This window comes from Prochlorococcus sp. G5PB11 (genome assembly GCF_059772425.1).
In genome coordinates, this window is sequence record NZ_CM186287.1 from 814,553 (window position 1) to 831,364 (window position 16,812).

Annotated in this window: 14 protein-coding genes and 1 tRNA gene; 11 read left to right on the plus strand and 4 right to left on the minus strand. The window is 29.7% G+C overall.

Going from position 1 to position 16,812, the window contains the following annotated elements:
- The first annotated feature begins 1 nt into the window (after position 1).
- From AC6EI0_RS05055 to AC6EI0_RS05100, 10 genes are all read left to right on the plus strand, one after another.
- Complete coding sequence (locus AC6EI0_RS05055) at positions 2–1,933, plus strand: polysaccharide biosynthesis protein (RefSeq protein WP_498523340.1); 1,932 nt, start codon at positions 2–4, stop codon at positions 1,931–1,933.
- 55 nt (positions 1,934–1,988) lie between these two features.
- The gene (gene rfbF, locus AC6EI0_RS05060; RefSeq protein WP_498523341.1) at positions 1,989–2,756 is read left to right on the plus strand and encodes a glucose-1-phosphate cytidylyltransferase; all 768 of its coding nucleotides are present in this window, start codon (positions 1,989–1,991) and stop codon (positions 2,754–2,756) included.
- A gap of 21 nt (positions 2,757–2,777) precedes the next feature.
- Complete coding sequence (gene rfbG, locus AC6EI0_RS05065; protein ID WP_498523342.1) at positions 2,778–3,884, plus strand: CDP-glucose 4,6-dehydratase; 1,107 nt, start codon at positions 2,778–2,780, stop codon at positions 3,882–3,884.
- Positions 3,877–4,425: a dTDP-4-dehydrorhamnose 3,5-epimerase gene (gene rfbC / locus AC6EI0_RS05070; protein ID WP_498523343.1), complete on the plus strand. Its 549-nt coding sequence runs from the start codon at positions 3,877–3,879 to the stop codon at positions 4,423–4,425. The genes rfbG and rfbC overlap by 8 nt, the downstream gene beginning before the upstream one ends.
- The gene (locus AC6EI0_RS05075) at positions 4,422–5,654 is read left to right on the plus strand and encodes a class I SAM-dependent methyltransferase (protein ID WP_498523344.1); all 1,233 of its coding nucleotides are present in this window, start codon (positions 4,422–4,424) and stop codon (positions 5,652–5,654) included. The genes rfbC and AC6EI0_RS05075 overlap by 4 nt, the downstream gene beginning before the upstream one ends.
- Before the next feature lie 41 nt (positions 5,655–5,695).
- Positions 5,696–6,676, plus strand: a complete 981-nt coding sequence (locus AC6EI0_RS05080; protein WP_498523345.1) for a hypothetical protein — start codon at positions 5,696–5,698, stop codon at positions 6,674–6,676.
- A gap of 165 nt (positions 6,677–6,841) precedes the next feature.
- Positions 6,842–7,627: an NAD-dependent epimerase/dehydratase family protein gene (locus AC6EI0_RS05085; protein ID WP_498523346.1), complete on the plus strand. Its 786-nt coding sequence runs from the start codon at positions 6,842–6,844 to the stop codon at positions 7,625–7,627.
- Between the two features lie 232 nt (positions 7,628–7,859).
- The gene (locus AC6EI0_RS05090; protein ID WP_498523348.1) at positions 7,860–8,630 is read left to right on the plus strand and encodes a cephalosporin hydroxylase family protein; all 771 of its coding nucleotides are present in this window, start codon (positions 7,860–7,862) and stop codon (positions 8,628–8,630) included.
- 78 nt (positions 8,631–8,708) lie between these two features.
- A complete protein-coding gene (locus tag AC6EI0_RS05095) occupies positions 8,709–9,677 on the plus strand; it encodes a hypothetical protein (protein WP_498523349.1) in 969 nt (322 codons plus the stop codon).
- A gap of 15 nt (positions 9,678–9,692) precedes the next feature.
- Positions 9,693–10,706 (plus strand): TIGR00180 family glycosyltransferase, encoded by a 1,014-nt coding sequence (locus tag AC6EI0_RS05100; protein WP_498523350.1) that lies wholly within the window; start codon positions 9,693–9,695, stop codon positions 10,704–10,706.
- Between the two features lie 205 nt (positions 10,707–10,911).
- On the opposite strand, the gene AC6EI0_RS05105 is transcribed toward AC6EI0_RS05100, so the two are convergent.
- From AC6EI0_RS05105 to AC6EI0_RS05120, 4 genes are all read right to left on the minus strand, one after another.
- The gene (locus AC6EI0_RS05105) at positions 10,912–11,694 is read right to left on the minus strand and encodes a formyltransferase family protein (RefSeq protein ID WP_498523351.1); all 783 of its coding nucleotides are present in this window, start codon (positions 11,692–11,694) and stop codon (positions 10,912–10,914) included.
- The gene (locus AC6EI0_RS05110) at positions 11,691–12,626 is read right to left on the minus strand and encodes a polysaccharide deacetylase family protein (protein ID WP_498523352.1); all 936 of its coding nucleotides are present in this window, start codon (positions 12,624–12,626) and stop codon (positions 11,691–11,693) included. Before AC6EI0_RS05110 ends, AC6EI0_RS05105 begins: the two co-directional genes overlap by 4 nt.
- Positions 12,627–12,908: 282 nt before the next feature.
- Positions 12,909–13,514 carry a YdcF family protein gene (locus AC6EI0_RS05115; RefSeq protein ID WP_498523353.1) on the minus strand — a complete coding sequence of 202 codons (606 nt, stop codon included), beginning with the start codon at positions 13,512–13,514 and terminating at the stop codon, positions 12,909–12,911.
- 286 nt (positions 13,515–13,800) lie between these two features.
- A tRNA-Ala gene (locus AC6EI0_RS05120) sits at positions 13,801–13,873 on the minus strand.
- Positions 13,874–14,408: 535 nt separating this feature from the next.
- On the opposite strand from AC6EI0_RS05120, the gene AC6EI0_RS05125 reads away from it, so the two are divergent.
- The gene (locus tag AC6EI0_RS05125) at positions 14,409–16,166 is read left to right on the plus strand and encodes an FAD-binding protein (RefSeq protein WP_498523354.1); all 1,758 of its coding nucleotides are present in this window, start codon (positions 14,409–14,411) and stop codon (positions 16,164–16,166) included.
- Positions 16,167–16,812 lie beyond the last annotated feature (646 nt).

Consider the following 16,812-nt stretch of genomic DNA (forward strand, 5'->3'; position numbering starts at 1 on the left):
TATGAGAAAGATTGGGACAAAGGATTTTATCAAAAACATATTAAATACTGCTCTTACTCTTAATAATAAGACTAGAAGATCAATCCTAATATTTATTGATTCATTTTTAATTGGTTTTTCATTTTGGTTCTCATGTTTTTTAATAGAAAATAGTAATATAACAGAGTCAAAAGAATCAAGCTTAATTATTACTTTAGGAATAATTATAGGAATCCCAATTTACATATTAACTAACCATTATACGGGCGTTACACGATATGTAGGTAGTTCATCTCTATATAAATTATCAGGAAGAAATTTTTTATTAATAACAATTGTTTTCTGCTTATGTAATTTATTTAAATTAAAGGCTGCTAATATATATTATTTTTTGATTTCATGGTTAATATTAACATATACAACTGGGTCTCTACGATTTATTTTTAGAGATATTTTTAATAGAATCTCTAGGTTAGATAAAGTAGCTAAAAAAACTAGAATTGCAATTTATGGGGCTAACAAAAGAAGTTCTGAAATTGCAGAAGCATTAATTTTTAATGGACAATATGAAATAATCACATTTATCGATGATACGAAAAATTTAATTGGTCTTACAATTAAAGGGATAAGAATAGTAAGCTCTGATGATTTAATATCTATGAAAGAAAAATTTGATAAAGTATTGCTCTCAACAGAAGATATAAGTAAAAAACAGACGATTAAATTTATCAACAATTTGAAAAAAAATAATATAATGGTAATGAAAATTCCATCTATTGAAGATATTCTCTCAGGTAAATCTCGTGTTGATGAACTTAAGCCAATAAAGATTTCTGAATTACTTTCTCGCCATTCAGCTTTTTTCCATAAAAATATTGTCTCTAAAGTAACTGAATCTTCTGTGTTAATAACTGGTGCTGGAGGCTCTATAGGCAGTGAAATATGTAGACAAGTAATTGAAGCAAAGCCAAGAAAAATTGTGGTTTTAGATCAAAGTGAATTTAATCTTTATAAACTAGAAATGGAGCTCAAGGAGATTCTAGAAGAAGACTCAGAAATTATTGCTATATTAGGAGATTCTGCAAATTATAATCTAATAAATAACACTATTAAAGAAAACAATATAAATACAATTTTTCATGCAGCTGCATATAAGCATGTTCCATTAGTAGAAAAAAATATCTTAATAAGTATCTATAATAATGTGTTTTCGACCTACACTATTTGCTCTGCAGCAAGAAATAATAACGTTGACAAATTAATATTAATTTCTACTGACAAAGCCGTGAGGCCAACAAATGTTATGGGGGCTTCGAAGCGATTATCAGAATTAATAGTACAGGCATTTGCAGAGGAAGAGGAAATAAAAAAAGATAGAGGGCAAGCAAACACTAATTATGCAATGGTTCGTTTTGGGAATGTTCTAAATTCATCTGGTTCAGTTATACCTTTGTTTAGAGATCAAATTATGAAAGGAGGTCCAATTACTATTACTCACAGGGATATCACAAGGTTTTTCATGACAATAAAAGAAGCAGCATCACTTGTAATTGAAGCGACTGAATTAGCGAACGGTGGTGATGTTTTCATCCTAGATATGTCTAAGCCAATAAAAATTAAAAACCTAGCAGAAAAAATGATAACTCAAAGTGGTTTGACCGTTAAAGATTCTAATAATCCTTATGGCGATATAGAAATCAGAGAGATAGGTTTACGACCTGGAGAAAAACTTTATGAAGAGCTTTTAATTGGTGAAGAATCTCTTCCTACAAAAAATAAGTTAATATTTAGAGCAAAAGAAAAATTTATCCAAGCTTCATTGCTATGGCCAAAAATAAATGAATTAAAGTTAATGATTGACAATTCTGATCTAAAAGGAGCTATAAAATTAATTTCATTTTTAATACCAGAATGGAATATTTCCGATACAATCAAAAGACAATTAAATGAATAATTGAAAATTCATTATATAATATTATAAGATAATAAATCTAAATAAATAATAACAAATGAAGGCTGTCATACTTGCGGGAGGTCTTGGGACAAGATTAAGTGAAGAAACTCACCTGCGTCCAAAGCCTATGGTTGAGATAAGCGGCAAACCAATTTTATGGCACATAATGAAAATATATAGTTTCTATGGAATTAATGAATTCATTATATGTTGTGGATATAAAGGTTATATAATCAAAGAGTTTTTCACAAATTATTTTCTTCATACATGCGATATAACAATAAATATGAAAAACAATCATATTGATTTTCATGAGAATGATATTGAACCATGGAAAGTAACAATTGTGGACACTGGAGAGAAATGTCAAACAGCTGGTAGGCTAAAAAGAGTTAGCAAATATATCAAAGATGAAAGTTTTTGTTTTACTTATGGCGATGGATTATCTGACATAAACATACAAGATCTTATAAATAATCATAAAACTATGGGCCTAAATGCAACATTAACTGCTGTTCAACCACCAGGTAGATTTGGAGCTCTAAATATAGATAGAAACGTTGTAAAGAAATTCCAAGAGAAGCCTGTAGGAGATAATGCTTGGATAAACGGAGGTTTTTTTGTGCTAAATCCAGATGTTTTAGAAATGATAAAAGGTGATCAATCTAGTTGGGAAATAGATATTCTGCCTAAATTAGCAGAGCAATCTCAATTGAATTGTTTTCGCCACAAAGGTTTCTGGCAACCAATGGATACCTTAAGAGATAAACATTATCTGGAAAAATTGTGGAATAATAAACAAGCTCCTTGGAAGCTTTGGTGAAGCTTAATTTTTTTTCAAAAAATGTTAACAAGCTTTTGGTCAGGGAAAAAAGTACTAGTTACAGGACATACCGGCTTCAAAGGGAGCTGGCTATCGCTATGGCTGCTTAGTAAAGGGGCTTGTGTATACGGATATTCACTAAGTCCTACTGATGAAAAATCACTTTTTGATTCACTAAATCTTAAAGAATATGCTCGTAATGAAAATCTTACATTTAATGATTTCCGAGGTGATATAAGAGATAGAAGTCTATTGCAGAAAACAATTGAAACTATTAAACCAGATTTAGTTTTTCATTTAGCAGCTCAACCTCTTGTAAGAGAGAGTTATAAAGCTCCAATATATACTTGGGAAACCAATGTAATAGGAACTTTAAATTTACTTAATTCCTTATCTATCTCTGAAAAAAAATGTGCGCTTCTAATCATAAGCACAGATAAGGTTTATGAGAACAAAGAATGGAAATATGGATATAGGGAAATTGATACTCTGGGTGGTCATGATCCATATAGTGCTAGTAAGGCTGCTATGGAAATAGCAGTTGAAAGCTGGAAAAAAAGTTTTTGCGGAAACAAAGCTCATCAGAATATGTTCTTATCAATAGCAACTGCAAGAGCTGGGAATGTTATTGGTGGGGGAGATTGGGCTACAGATAGAATCATACCTGACATAATTAGAGGTTATATGAATAACAAAAATATCCACATTAGAAATCCAAAGTCAACACGACCTTGGCAACATGTGCTTGATCCGCTTAATGGATACCTAATTTTGGCAGAGAAACTATACAAGCATAATGATATTTCTAAAGAAGAAATAGCATCTTCCTTTAATTTCGGACCATCAATAAATTCAAATATTAGCGTTGAAGTATTGGTTGAGAATATAAAAAAACATATACAGATAAATTCATACTTGTTAAATGCAAATCAAGAAGAACATGAATCAAACTTCTTATACCTTTCTAGTGAAAAAGCTAGACATCTATTAGGATGGAAATCAATGCTAAATTTACAGCAAGCCTTAGCCATTACAATTAATTGGTATAAAATATATTTAGAGAAAGATAATGCTATCGAATGTTGCCTAAAAGACATTGCCTATTTCGAAGGGATTACCAATGGTTAACAAAAATATTGAAGAAAAAACAATTAAGGGTGTATATGAAATAACTATTTATCCTCATGAAGACAGTCGTGGTTCATTTCTAAATATTTTTAGAAAAAACAACCAAATATTTAAATCCGGATGGGAAGACAGAACTATTTCTCAAATAAATATAAGTAAAACAACTAAAAAGGGAACTATAAGAGGTTTACATTATCAGGCATCACCACATTCGGAATGTAAAATTATTCGTTGTATTAAAGGATTAGTATTTGATGTTGTTGTAGATCTCCGAAAAGAATCATTAACATACGGTCATTGGATATCAATAAATCTTAGTAATACAAATAACAAAGCAATTTTAATCCCTGAAGGATGTGCTCATGGCTTTCAGGTTCTTCAAGAAAATAGTGAACTTATTTATATTCATTCGGGGAATTGGGAACCAATTTCTGAGACTGGAATAAGATGGAATGATCCAACGATAAATATAAAATGGCCCTTACCAATAGAGGAAATCAGCAAAAGAGATCAAGAACTTCCCTTTCTAAAAATGAAATGACTTACTCATGCAGACATTGCAAATCTGCTTTGGAGAATGTAGTTATTGATTTAGGGCATCAACCTCCCAGTAATGCTTATTTAAAGAATGAAGATCTTAATAAAGCTGAAATAACTTATCCATTAAAAGTATATGTTTGTAATAAATGTTGGCTAGTTCAATTACCTGAACATGCCAGTTCGAAAGAGCTATTTACTAAAGATTATGCTTACTTTTCAAGTACCTCCTCAAGCTGGTGTAATCATGCAAAAGTTTATGTAGAAGAGTCAATTAAAAAACTACAACTAACAAAAGAAAGCTTTGTTTTAGAGATCGCAAGTAATGATGGTTACTTATTAAAGTATGTAAAAGAGAAAGAAATACCATGTGTAGGGGTAGAACCAACAGAAGCAACAGCCAAAGCAAGTGAAAGAAAAGGTATCACTACTATTAAAGATTTTTTTGGTTCATTATTAGCCGAAGAGATACGAAATAAATATACTCCTAATAAGGATGGCGCTGATTTAATAATAGCTAATAATGTTGTAGCTCATGTTCCAGATATTAATGATTTTATGATTGGTATATCAAAAGTCCTAAAAGATAATGGACAGGTATCAGTAGAATTTCCACATCTTTTAAAACTTATACAAGGGAATCAATTTGATACAATTTATCATGAGCATTATAGTTATTTTAGTTTATATACATTTAATAAAATCATAAAAAAGGCAAATCTAAAAATAGTTGATGTAGAAGAACTAAGTACACACGGAGGTAGTTTGCGAGTTTGGCTAAGTCACGATTTCAACGAATTATTAAAAGAAAAAGAGAAAGTATCCAAAATCATCACCTCAGAAATAAATGCAGGTTTGAACTCTGAAAAAATATTTAAAGACTTTCAAAGAAAAGCGGAAACAGTTAAATTAGAGTTATTACAATTACTAATTAAATTAAAATCAAACAATAAAAAAATAATTGGGTACGGAGCGGCAGCAAAAGGTAACACTTTACTTAACTATATGGGGGTATCAAGTGATTTGCTGTCTGCGGTAATAGATAATGCAGAAAGCAAACAAGGAAAGTTTATGCCAGGTAGTCACATACCAATAATTAAGCCTAATCAATTAGAAAAAATTAAACCTGATTATATTTTGGTTCTACCTTGGAATATTCTTCATGAAATAAAAGACGATTTAACAAATTATAAATTGATTACAGCAATACCCAATGTTTTAAATCATTTTTAATTATATTGATTTAAAATTTATAATAAAAATATTTTTCTAAAATGAGTATTTTTAAATTTAATACAAATAAAATTAAGTTATTAGAGGAATTCGAAAAAGGTTTTAATTGTTCCTCTTATGAATGGGATAAAGAATTCAAAAATTCTAATGTTTCAAATATTGTAGAAAAGGGCCATAAGATTTTAAAAAGTGAGCAATTTGTCAAAATTTACATAAATTTAATTGAAACAGTCCAAGAAATAATTGGCCAAGAATTAGTTTGTCAAAAAAGGCCAACATTTAGACTTCAAAGACAAAGTAAAAAATCTGTAGATTTTCATACAGATGAAATCCTATCTGGTCATCCTCCAAAAATGTTGAATGTCTGGATACCCCTAAGCAAAACATATACATCTAATGGCTTATGGATAGTCGATGAAGAAAACTCAAAAAAACTCATATCTGATTTCAGAACCAATCAATGGAGTCTAGAAAAATTAAATCAAGAATGTATAAAAGTAGGGAAGCCGCAAATAATGAAATATGGAGACATACTAACTTTTAATAATAAAAATCTGCATGGAACAATACCAAGCAAAGAAGAAAAAGTAAGATACTCAGTAGATTTTAGATTACTACCTAAAAGTGAAATAAATAATATGGGTAAAAAGAGATTTGGATTAGATTATGTTACCCTAGAAAGCTTAAAACGAAAAGAAAATAACTATTCGAAAACACTTGGCGTATCAGTTTTGTATTCCAAGCATAAGGCTAAAATTTATACTCACCAAGTTCAAAGAGCAATGGTTCAAGAGTTCGCCTCAGCAAATTCAATTGTAATAGAAAGAGAAGTTGCGGAGTGGCAAGTAAATCATTATCCACAGATAAATGCCCTTTTAGAAGAACATCCAAATCATCAGATAATATTTGCAACCAAACAGTCTTTTAATGAAGATAGTGAAAAATTCAAACAATTACTTGAAAAGCTTAAAAAACATAAATCTTCTGTATATTTTGCATTAGAAGATGAAAAATTGATTTGAACATATACTTTTTAAATCTTGCTTCGTTTTAAAAAATTTCTTTTATGTCTATAAGATTTGAATAAAAAATTAATAGAAAAGAAAGATTGAATGATTAAGAATTTCAATGAATTAATCTTTTGCATGTCAAATTACATGTAATATACACAATTATAGACCATATTAATGTCAATACATGTCTTAGGATCGAAAGGCTGGATTGGCAGTCAATTAGTAAGATATTTATCTAATTTAGGTCATGATGTTCATAGCATACATAGGGAAAATATGATGGATTGGTTGCTTAATAAAAACTCAAAAGATTTAGTAATTTATACCATTGGAATTACTGGTGATTTCAGAAGCAGACCATATGAAACCTATCAGTCAAATGCAGGGTTATTAAATAAAATTTTAAGTACTCAGCAAGATAATATAAAAAAATTTCTATATTTATCATCCTCTAGAGTCTACATGAGAAATCAATCAACATTAGAAAATGAACCTATTAAATGTATATCAAATGAGCCCTCTGACTTGTATAATATCTCAAAGTTAATGGGGGAGTCTATTGTCTTATCAAATAAAAATGATAATTATAAAGTAGTTAGAATAAGCAATGTCGTAGGAGCTGATCAACCAAATGAAACATTTATAGGTCAATTAATAAATGAATTCAGAACAAAAGGGGAGTCAAAAATACTACAATCTCCAAATTCAGAAAAGGATTATATATCTATGAAAGATGTTATTTACTATATAAGGAAAATAGCTTTGAATAGCAATAATCGAATATATAATATTGCATCTGGTTATAATACTACGCATATGGAAGTTGCAAATTGGCTAAATTCTAAAGGCTATAAAATAACATTTGAATCATTGAATAATGAAGTATTCAAAAACGAACCGATCAATATATCTAGACTATTAAAAGAATATCGAAAGCCTGGTAATCCATTTATAAACTAAAAAGATAATATTTATGTTTATTTAAAATTATTAATTCTAATTTGTACTATTGAATAAATTAAATTTATTATTTTCAGAAAAACCAATTAAAAAAGTTTCCTCACAGATTTAAAATAATCAGAACAGTGGTTTATGTTTTTAAGATAATTAAATAAAAAAATTAAATGAGCTAGAAATTATATATATTTATAATATAATACTAGAAATAATTACTTTCCTGAGCAACCAAATAATGAGAAAATTTACTTTTGATGAAGAGAATTCACAAATAACTCTCTCTGACGGCACAACAATTTCATTGAATACGCCAGAAGCTTTTAAAATCATATCTGACGCTTGGCTAAGAGTAGGTTGGGACACTAAATATGTCTACGGGTTTAGTTGGTTTGGAAGACCAATAATACAATTACCAGAAGATATTATTAGAATACAAGAGTTAGTTTATGAGTTAAGGCCTGATTATATTATAGAAACCGGCGTTGCACATGGAGGTTCATTGATATTTTATGCAAGTTTATTAAAAGCATTAGGCAAAGGTAAAGTAATTGGGATAGATGTAGATATTAGAAAACACAACAGAGAAGCCATAGAAAAACATGAATTAAAAAATCTAATAAAGCTAGTCGAAGGAGATTCAACTTCAAGGGAAGTAATAGATGAAATTGAATCTGCTTTATCTAAAAATAAAAAAGTTTTAGTAATTCTTGATAGTAATCATAGTAAAGAACATGTACTTAAAGAGCTCAAATTATATAGTAATTTTATTAGCGAAGGAAGTTATATAGTAGCTTGCGATGGAATCATGAAACAAGTAGTTGGAGCTCCTAGATCTAAAGAAGATTGGGAATGGAATAATCCACTTACAGCTATAGAGGAGTTCTTGGAATATGATAAAAGTTTTAACTTGTCTGAGCCTGAATGGCCTTTTAATGAAGGATCTGTTAAAGAAAGAGTGACGTATTGGCCTAATGCATACTTAAAAAAAGGAAAAATTATAAACTAAAGTCATGCTAAATAAAATAATAAAAAAATTATGCACGCATCCCAAAAGAGTACATTTTCGTTTAGAGAATAAGGAAACATGAAGAAACATATACTTATTGCCGGAGGCGGCAACTTTGGATCTTGGTGGGCTTCTAGTTGTTCACTATTAGGTGAAAAAGTAATCATTACAGTTTTTGATCCATATAAAAACAACTTGAAGCTTATCAAGGAAAGATTTTCTGAACTAAATAAAAGCCTCTCAATAATGTCAACAGTAAGCTATATTAATAGACTGGAAGATATTCAAGAACAAGTTGATATATGTATCGTAGCCTGTAATTCATCAGAAAGACCTAAATTGATCTATGATTTATCTCTGTTAATAAACCCATGTTATTGGATACTTGAAAAAATTATTGCATGCTCACCTGATTTGCTTAAGGGAATAAATGAACTTTTAAAAAATGAAAAAGTTTTAGTAAGTCATTCCAGAAGAATGCAACCACTTTGGCAAATAGCTAAATTAGAAATTAATAATACTCATCAAATCACAGAAATAAATCAACATATCGGTAAGTGGGAATTACTAAGTAATTCGTTTCATTTTGCAGATATTATTAGTTGGTGTTTTAATACATCTATTTCCAAGGTAGTGACTAATGAACTAAATAACTGGAGAAAGAGTAAAGTTAGGGAAGGATACTCTGAAGCTGAGGGTAAGATATCTATAATATACAAAAATAATATTAAACACAATATTGTAACCACAAAAAAACCAGAAAATAATTTTATTTTCTTTGAGGAAATAATACCTAATGAAAAAGTTTCATCTTTTGAACTAGATGAAATAAATGGTATAATAACTAAATCGAATAAAGTCATTGGCACTTGCAAGCTTTATAATTGGAGTAATCTTTGTCATTACTTTATGAGTGAACTTCTAAAAGGGAATATACTTCTACCAACTCTCGATGAGGTTTACACAAATCACTATAAGTTAATAGATTCTTACAATTCAAAATGGCTAAGTTTATCCAACAAAAATAGTGATATACGAATAAGCTAATATCAAAATATTCTAATGAATCTAACTATAATTATACCAACTTATGAAAGACAAGAACTTTTATCTAATTTAATAAAATACTGGAAAGGTACTGAATTTAAAATATTAATTCTTGATGGATCTTCTTCTAAATGGCCTAAATATGGAAATGAAATAACAAGCAATATCGAATACTTTTATTTCGAACCTTCTGATGAAGACAAAGAATGTCCTCAGGGCTCATACTTAAGAAGATTAAAGTTTGGTTATGATCAAGTCGCAACCGAATATGTTCTTTTAAGCTCAGATGATGATTTATTTAATAGGAATAGTCTTAATCTTTGTATTAATAAACTAAAAGATAATTCTTCTTACAGTTCTTGTATGGGGTTACCGTATCAATATATAGTTGAAGGGAATAAAATAAAGTTAAAAAGAAATTATACGCAAATATCAACAATTCTAGATGAAATAATTGAACCTAATATAAGAGCAATTACATATTTTTCTGAATACAACCCAAGGAATATATATGCTATTTGTCGAGCAGAAATAGTTAGAAAAATATTTGAAGTGTTTTATAAGCATAGATCTTTGGAGATTTTTGCTTGGATAGAGATTTTCTATGAGATCTCTATGACATTAATGGGTAGCTCTAAAGTAATAAATAATCCATACTGGATAAGAGGAAAAAAATCTAAAGTGCCAAGAGAAAAATCTGTCATAACAATACAAAATTATATATGTAATAGAAAGGGTTTAGATAACATATCAAAACTCATTTTTGATCTTAGTAATTTACTCTCAAATTATTGCGATCATTCTCCCAAAACCATCGATAATTATTTTAAGTTATGCTTATATACTTATATAAATAATTTACCAGACAAAAAAGATATTAGCTTAATTCAAAGATTCATTGAAAAATCATCGTACATTAAAAATAAATATAAAAGCAAGTATATTTCTAAAAGACAGGATAATTTTCTCCAAGAACTTAACACCATTCAGATAGATAACCTATTTAATAATTTAGAATGCAAGATTTAGATAAAACTTTATATACATATTCTAAGGGTTAAATTAATTAACCCTTTCTGATTCGAGCAATTAAACATCTAGAAATGCATGGATTTCGACCTTATAGTTAGATTGTTAAAACCTTCTTAAAAAGCAAGTAATTATTTAGATGTTTAAATTATATGATTTGGTTAAAATCAGAATATTTTTAATTTAATGATTGCAATAAAAATATTTAACCAAATAACGGATTTAACAAACTAGGATAGGTAAATAATTTTGAATCTAATTTCATATTTCTATTTAAGAATTCAGATGCAACTTTATCTGTAAAGTCATTATTCTTGCTATATCTAACTTCTTTTGATTGATCCTGTTTTAAGCTTTTTAAATTTGAAATAGTTCCATTACTAATAACCTTTAGGAGGCCTTCTTGAGCTATGAGCACAGACCGCATTGAAAAGTCGAAGGTATTATCATCCTTTTTTAGTTTTGGAACACAATGAAAAAGAATATTTCCACTATCTAGCCCCTTGCTAAGCAAATGAATTGTTGCTCCCACATATTCAGGTTTGTTATCATACAATGCCCAAAAATTGCAAGATGATCCCCTGTAATAAGGAGATAGACCCATATGTATATTGAGAGCTTTCTTGCTTATCAAAAAATCTATCAACCAACCTTTAATATAGCTAGCCCCAAACACAATGTAAAAATCTGAGTCAATAGCTTTTTGCAATTGAGCTCTATGAAGTTTAGTTAAATCACCACTTTTTATTATAAGAGATTTAACATTAGAGGGTAAGAAACTAATCTCACCAAAAATTTTTTTTTCAGAATTTATCACGTTACTCATATACTCTTTCATCACTTCGCTTTTACGATAAATATCATTTATTTGTCCAGGAAAAACAGTATTAGCCTCACTTATAAAAAAAACTTGATCTGCAATTTCAGAAAATAATTTTACCAAGTTTAAATGTCTTGGCTGGTTACTGCTAAATATAGTTACTTTCATTTGAGCATTTCCTTGTATACATATGTATGATCTCTACGTGGAATTTCGTATGAAGATTTACTTTTTTTGATACTCATATTAGCTCTAAAGCCTATTTCAACGCCTAATTCTTTTAAAATCGAAATTGTATCATCATTATAGCTTCCACAGGGATGTGACATTGAGTTAATATCCTTACCAGTTATTTTATATAAATACTCATAATTTTTTTTATATTCAGATTTCTGTTGTTCTTTTGAAAGTTGCTTCATTTGTGTAGGATGAGTATGAGAATGTAACCCAATAGCATATCCACTTTTATTTAAATCAATTAGATCTTTTTCAGTCATCCATAATTTGGTCTTAGCCCCAGAAACATCAAATTTCCTCTCTTGAATCAATTTAGTCATGATTTGTTTATATTTTTCTTCAGACAAATACTGATCTCTAATAAATCTAAACCACTTATCATTTTGGGAATAACAAGGATACTCTGATAAATAATTAATACGAAAAAAATCGGATCTTTTTTTCATAAATTCTTTAGGTGAGTATTCTTTAGTTTTCTCAAAAAACTCCTCATAAAAATCATCCATGTCAGAATACGCAGAATTTCTAAAATATCTATAAATTTCAAGCTCATCATAATCATTAGTTAATATACTTGTATAAACAAAGAAAAATGCATCTATTCCAAATTCCTTCAATATAGGCACAGCTATATCATATTGACATTTCAAAGCATCATCAAAAGATAGGCAAATATCATTACTTTTTAAAGTTTTATTTTTAAATTTTTTTGAATATTCATAAGCTCCTAATAGAGAATAATTATCACTCAACCAAACCAACATTTTCCTAAAATCAGATTCACTCAAACTACCTTGGACTGGTTCATGAACTTTATTATGAAAGTGATGAAACATAACTGAGTGAGAGATTATATTTTTCATAAACAAGAATTACAACAGACTTGTATAATACAGGTATTTTTTGTTCCTATTAGTACTTTCGACTCTCTTTTTAGTAAAACAAAACTAAAATATCTTCTATAATTATTTATTTCACATAAATTTTTAAAATAATTATCTTTTCTATAATAAAATATTTATAAAACCAAGAAGATAGAACATCTTGCTTGCTTCCGCAATAGATTGGCAAGGCAAATGATAGAAATAGCTTGATAAAACCTGAGATAATTAACTTTGAAAGAGGTTTAAAAATTTTTTTTTTATTTACCAAGATCTATAAATAATTCTTCCAATTAGTTCTCTTAAGGCCTTCGAACTTCTGTTTAAGCTACCAGCATTAGGTATCCATTGATTTGGGCTATGCCATGGTGAAATTTTGGAAGTTTTGAAGTCTACAGGGAAAGGGTAAACAATCAAGCCCTGCCGCTCAAATAATTTTTTTGCTCTTTTCATATGAAAAGCACTGGTAACGAGAAGAATCTTCGATGAAGAATTCATGTGATTTAGGTTTCTTCTTATTTCTATAGCTTCTTGTGCCGTATTAACTACTTTTTTAGTAGTCGAAATAGCCTCTAAAGGCAATCCAAGACTTAGCGCATGTTCTTTATATAAAGTTCCTTCATCCTTTAATTCTTTAGCATAGGGAGTTGTTCCGCCTGTAAAAAATAGTTTTGGAGCTTTTTTCTTTTGATAAAGCCTAATTCCAGCAAAATATCTATCTGGGTCTCCCCATTCAAAAATATTGGCTATTCCAGGAGCTTGAGGCCTACCTCCACCACTTAATACGATAATTGCATCAGCAGTTGGGGCATCATTTTCATCTATTCTTTGCCAAGGATGTTCAACTAATTTCCATAGGAGATCTGCCACAAAGCCTATACTAAAAATCCCAAGAAATAAAATCACACATAAGATATTTTTCTTGGCTGGTTTCTTGAGATTTACAATTAAACAAAACAAACTAAATCCCAGAGGGAGAATAAAGAGTGGTAATAGCTTGCTTAGGAAGTACGTTTTTAAGAGGAATAAGAATTAATAGTCTAAAAACAATTAATCATTAATCCAAATCTACTATATTTTCAATTATTTACTTTAAATTATCCTCAACACCTTTGAGATAAGAACTAAAGTCAGTTAAAAAAATAATCTTCTTGAATGGAGCCAAGCGGACTCGAACCGCTGACCCCCTGCATGCCATGCAGGTGCTCTACCAACTGAGCTATGGCCCCATATCATTGAAATGACAGTGATTGCAATCAGTCTCAAACGACTTGATTATTATACTTTACCAGCTAAAAACACCCAAATTGGAGTATCTTTAAGGGAAATATGCGGCAAAATCGTAAAAAAAAGGTCACATTTTTAGTGCAGTTACTCAGAAATAAGGAAAAGCTGAGCTAACTCACCTCATCAATTGGGAATACAAAAGTGACGCAGAAAAGACCAATTGACAATACATTGATCAAGAAACCTTGAAATATGAAATAGAGAAATTCAAGAAATTAGTAGAGGTGAATGTATTAGAATTGATAGATTCAAGATCTCTTAAAGAGTTGGGATAATTACCAAATCCATTATTTGCAAAAGGTCTGGACTAACAACCTCCCTTTGCAGGGAGATATCCGCTTCTAAATTAAAAAAGAGGGTAAATCTCTTTTAGATTAATACTATTACGCTGTTCTCTTTTAGTCTTTTTATGCAAATTAATTAATTTGCATAAAAAAATAATATAATAAATATATAAATAGTAAGGACAAAGCTCAATTGACTTTTAATTCGCATTTAACTCAAATATCAAATGTTTTAGTAATAGGTTGTGGTGGTGCAGGTCTAAGATCAGCCATAGAAGTAAAAAAAGCTGGTCTTGATGTTTGTATCCTTGGGAAAAGACCTAGAACCGATTCCCACACCGTATTGGCGGCCGGTGGGATTAATGCAGCTTTTGGAAATTTAGACATTAAAGATTCATGGGAACAACATTTTGTTGATACATATTTGGAAGGATATGGAATTGGTGATCCTTCAAAGATTGAGATAATGGCAAAAGAAGCACCTTCTTTGGTTAGAGAAATAGATAAATGGGGAGCTAACTTCGCCAAACTGGAAAACGGTAACTTTGATCAAAGATATTTTGGTGCTCATAAATATCGCAGAACATGCTACTCAGGAGATTTCACAGGTTTCTCAATACTAAAAACACTACTTAAAAAGGCTGATAATCTAAAAATCCCTATTTATGATTCTGAGTATGTTACTGAACTTTTGATAAAAAAAGATATTTGTTTTGGGGCTATGTCATTCAATACATTATCAGCTGAACGAACAATACATTTAGCTGATTCAGTTATTATTTGTACAGGTGGACATACAAGGATATGGAAAAAAAGTTCATCAAGAAAAAATGAAAATACAGGAGATGGATATTATTTGGCACTTAATGCAGGCTGTAAGTTAGTAGATATGGAAATGGTGCAATTTCATCCTTCTGGTATGCTATTTCCTGAAGAGATTGCAGGTACTTTAGTTACAGAAGCGGTGAGAGGAGAGGGAGGAAAACTATTTAACAACAAGGGAGAAAGGTTTATGATTAATTATGATAGTGAGAGAATGGAACTTTCTACTAGAGACAAAGTTGCCATAGCTAATTATAAAGAGATAATAGAGGGAAGAGGAACATTGAAAGGAGGTGTCTTCTTAGATATTAGTCACAAAAGCAAAGAATTTATAATCGAAAAATTACCAAGTATATACAGACAATTTCTTGAGGCACAAATGCTTGATATTTCAAAATCCCCAATGGAAGTAGCTCCAACTGCTCACTATTCTATGGGTGGTATTTTAGTTAATCCAAAAAATTTATCTACATCAGTAAAAGGTTTATTTGCAGCAGGAGAAGTTGCGGGAGGACTTCATGGTGCAAATCGCTTAGGGGGAAATTCACTTGCTGAAATACTTATCTTTGGAAAACGAGCAGGAATAGCTAGTGTAGAATATTCAAGAAAATTAAATCAACAAGAAAGGTCAAATAAAGTTATAGATTTAGCACATGAAAATATAAACAAATTTATAAAAAGTGGGAACGAATTAGTAAGACCGTTGCAATATGAGTTGCGCCAAATAATGTGGGAAAATTGTGGAGTTATAAAAAGCAAAGAATTACTTAAAAATGGTCTTGAGAAGATTAGAACTATCCAAACAAAATTAAAAGATATAGATATAAGAATAGATGAGCACAGTTGCGAAGACTTGGCTCTGATTTTCGATTTGCAATCTTCATTGATAAGTGCGGAGGCGACAATCCTTTCAGCATTAGAAAGGAACGAAAGCCGAGGAGCTCATCAAAGAAGCGATTTCCCTGTAACAGATTCCTCTTATGAGTTTAATTGTTTAATACAAATGGATCTAACCTCAAAAAAACTGATATTTTCTAAGTCACCATTGAAAAAGTTAACTAAACCTCTGCAAAAACTTGTAAATGGTGCAAGTAGAGAGGTTAATTTCAAAAATAAATTACTTGAATAACCTGTCTAAAAGTTTTCTTCTTATTAGTCCTAATTAGCGCAAATTTCGGTAAAGATAAAAAATAAGATTAAATAGGCAAGGCCTTCTTTACCTCATACAAGAATTATTGCATAATTCCTAGTGGAAACTTCAAAATCAAGCTTCCTTAAAGCTCTTTAGCTCTATTGAAAGCGAAAAGCTAAACTACCATTTTGAAATTATTTTTCTTGCATAGGCAGAAAAAAACCTGATTGGTTATTTTATTGTTCAAGCTTTTTGGTATTTGTACTCAAGAATGGATTTTTAGTGGTTATGAGTCCTGTTATGTTTTAATTTTTTTAATTTATAGAGAGTGTCAAACCATAAAAGAATATAAAAGAAAAGTTCTGTTTCCTCCCAGGTAAGCAGGTCCACCTCAAGATTAAAAAAGTTTCTTATTAAAAAAGTAATACTTAGCTCTAATACGCAAAACAAAGAATAAAAAGAGAATTTACGATCTAAGAAAAAGAAATTAAATTTATTAGCTCGTGGCAAGTAAGAACCAAAACCAAGAATGAACAAAATCAATAAAAATATAATTGCCGAAATAGTAAGATTGAAATAGAAGTCAGTTCCTGGAATAAGTATTCTTTTAAATGCTAGGTTATTTAATATATCTAAGTTATGA

Excerpts from the sequence above, each read along its gene's own strand:
- AC6EI0_RS05080 (WP_498523345.1), top strand. The coding sequence starts at position 5,696 with ATGAGTATTTTTAAATTTAATACAAATAAAATTAAGTTATTAGAGGAA.
- rfbG (WP_498523342.1), top strand. The coding sequence starts at position 2,778 with ATGTTAACAAGCTTTTGGTCAGGGAAAAAAGTACTAGTTACAGGACAT.
- AC6EI0_RS05085 (WP_498523346.1), top strand. The coding sequence starts at position 6,842 with ATGTCAATACATGTCTTAGGATCGAAAGGCTGGATTGGCAGTCAATTA.
- AC6EI0_RS05100 (WP_498523350.1), top strand. The coding sequence starts at position 9,693 with ATGAATCTAACTATAATTATACCAACTTATGAAAGACAAGAACTTTTA.
- rfbF (WP_498523341.1), top strand. The coding sequence starts at position 1,989 with ATGAAGGCTGTCATACTTGCGGGAGGTCTTGGGACAAGATTAAGTGAA.
- AC6EI0_RS05110 (WP_498523352.1), bottom strand. The coding sequence starts at position 12,626 with ATGAAAAATATAATCTCTCACTCAGTTATGTTTCATCACTTTCATAAT.
- AC6EI0_RS05095 (WP_498523349.1), top strand. The coding sequence starts at position 8,709 with ATGAAGAAACATATACTTATTGCCGGAGGCGGCAACTTTGGATCTTGG.
- AC6EI0_RS05075 (WP_498523344.1), top strand. The coding sequence starts at position 4,422 with ATGACTTACTCATGCAGACATTGCAAATCTGCTTTGGAGAATGTAGTT.
- rfbC (WP_498523343.1), top strand. The coding sequence starts at position 3,877 with ATGGTTAACAAAAATATTGAAGAAAAAACAATTAAGGGTGTATATGAA.
- AC6EI0_RS05055 (WP_498523340.1), top strand. The coding sequence starts at position 2 with ATGAGAAAGATTGGGACAAAGGATTTTATCAAAAACATATTAAATACT.
- AC6EI0_RS05105 (WP_498523351.1), bottom strand. The coding sequence starts at position 11,694 with ATGAAAGTAACTATATTTAGCAGTAACCAGCCAAGACATTTAAACTTG.
- AC6EI0_RS05090 (WP_498523348.1), top strand. The coding sequence starts at position 7,860 with ATGAGAAAATTTACTTTTGATGAAGAGAATTCACAAATAACTCTCTCT.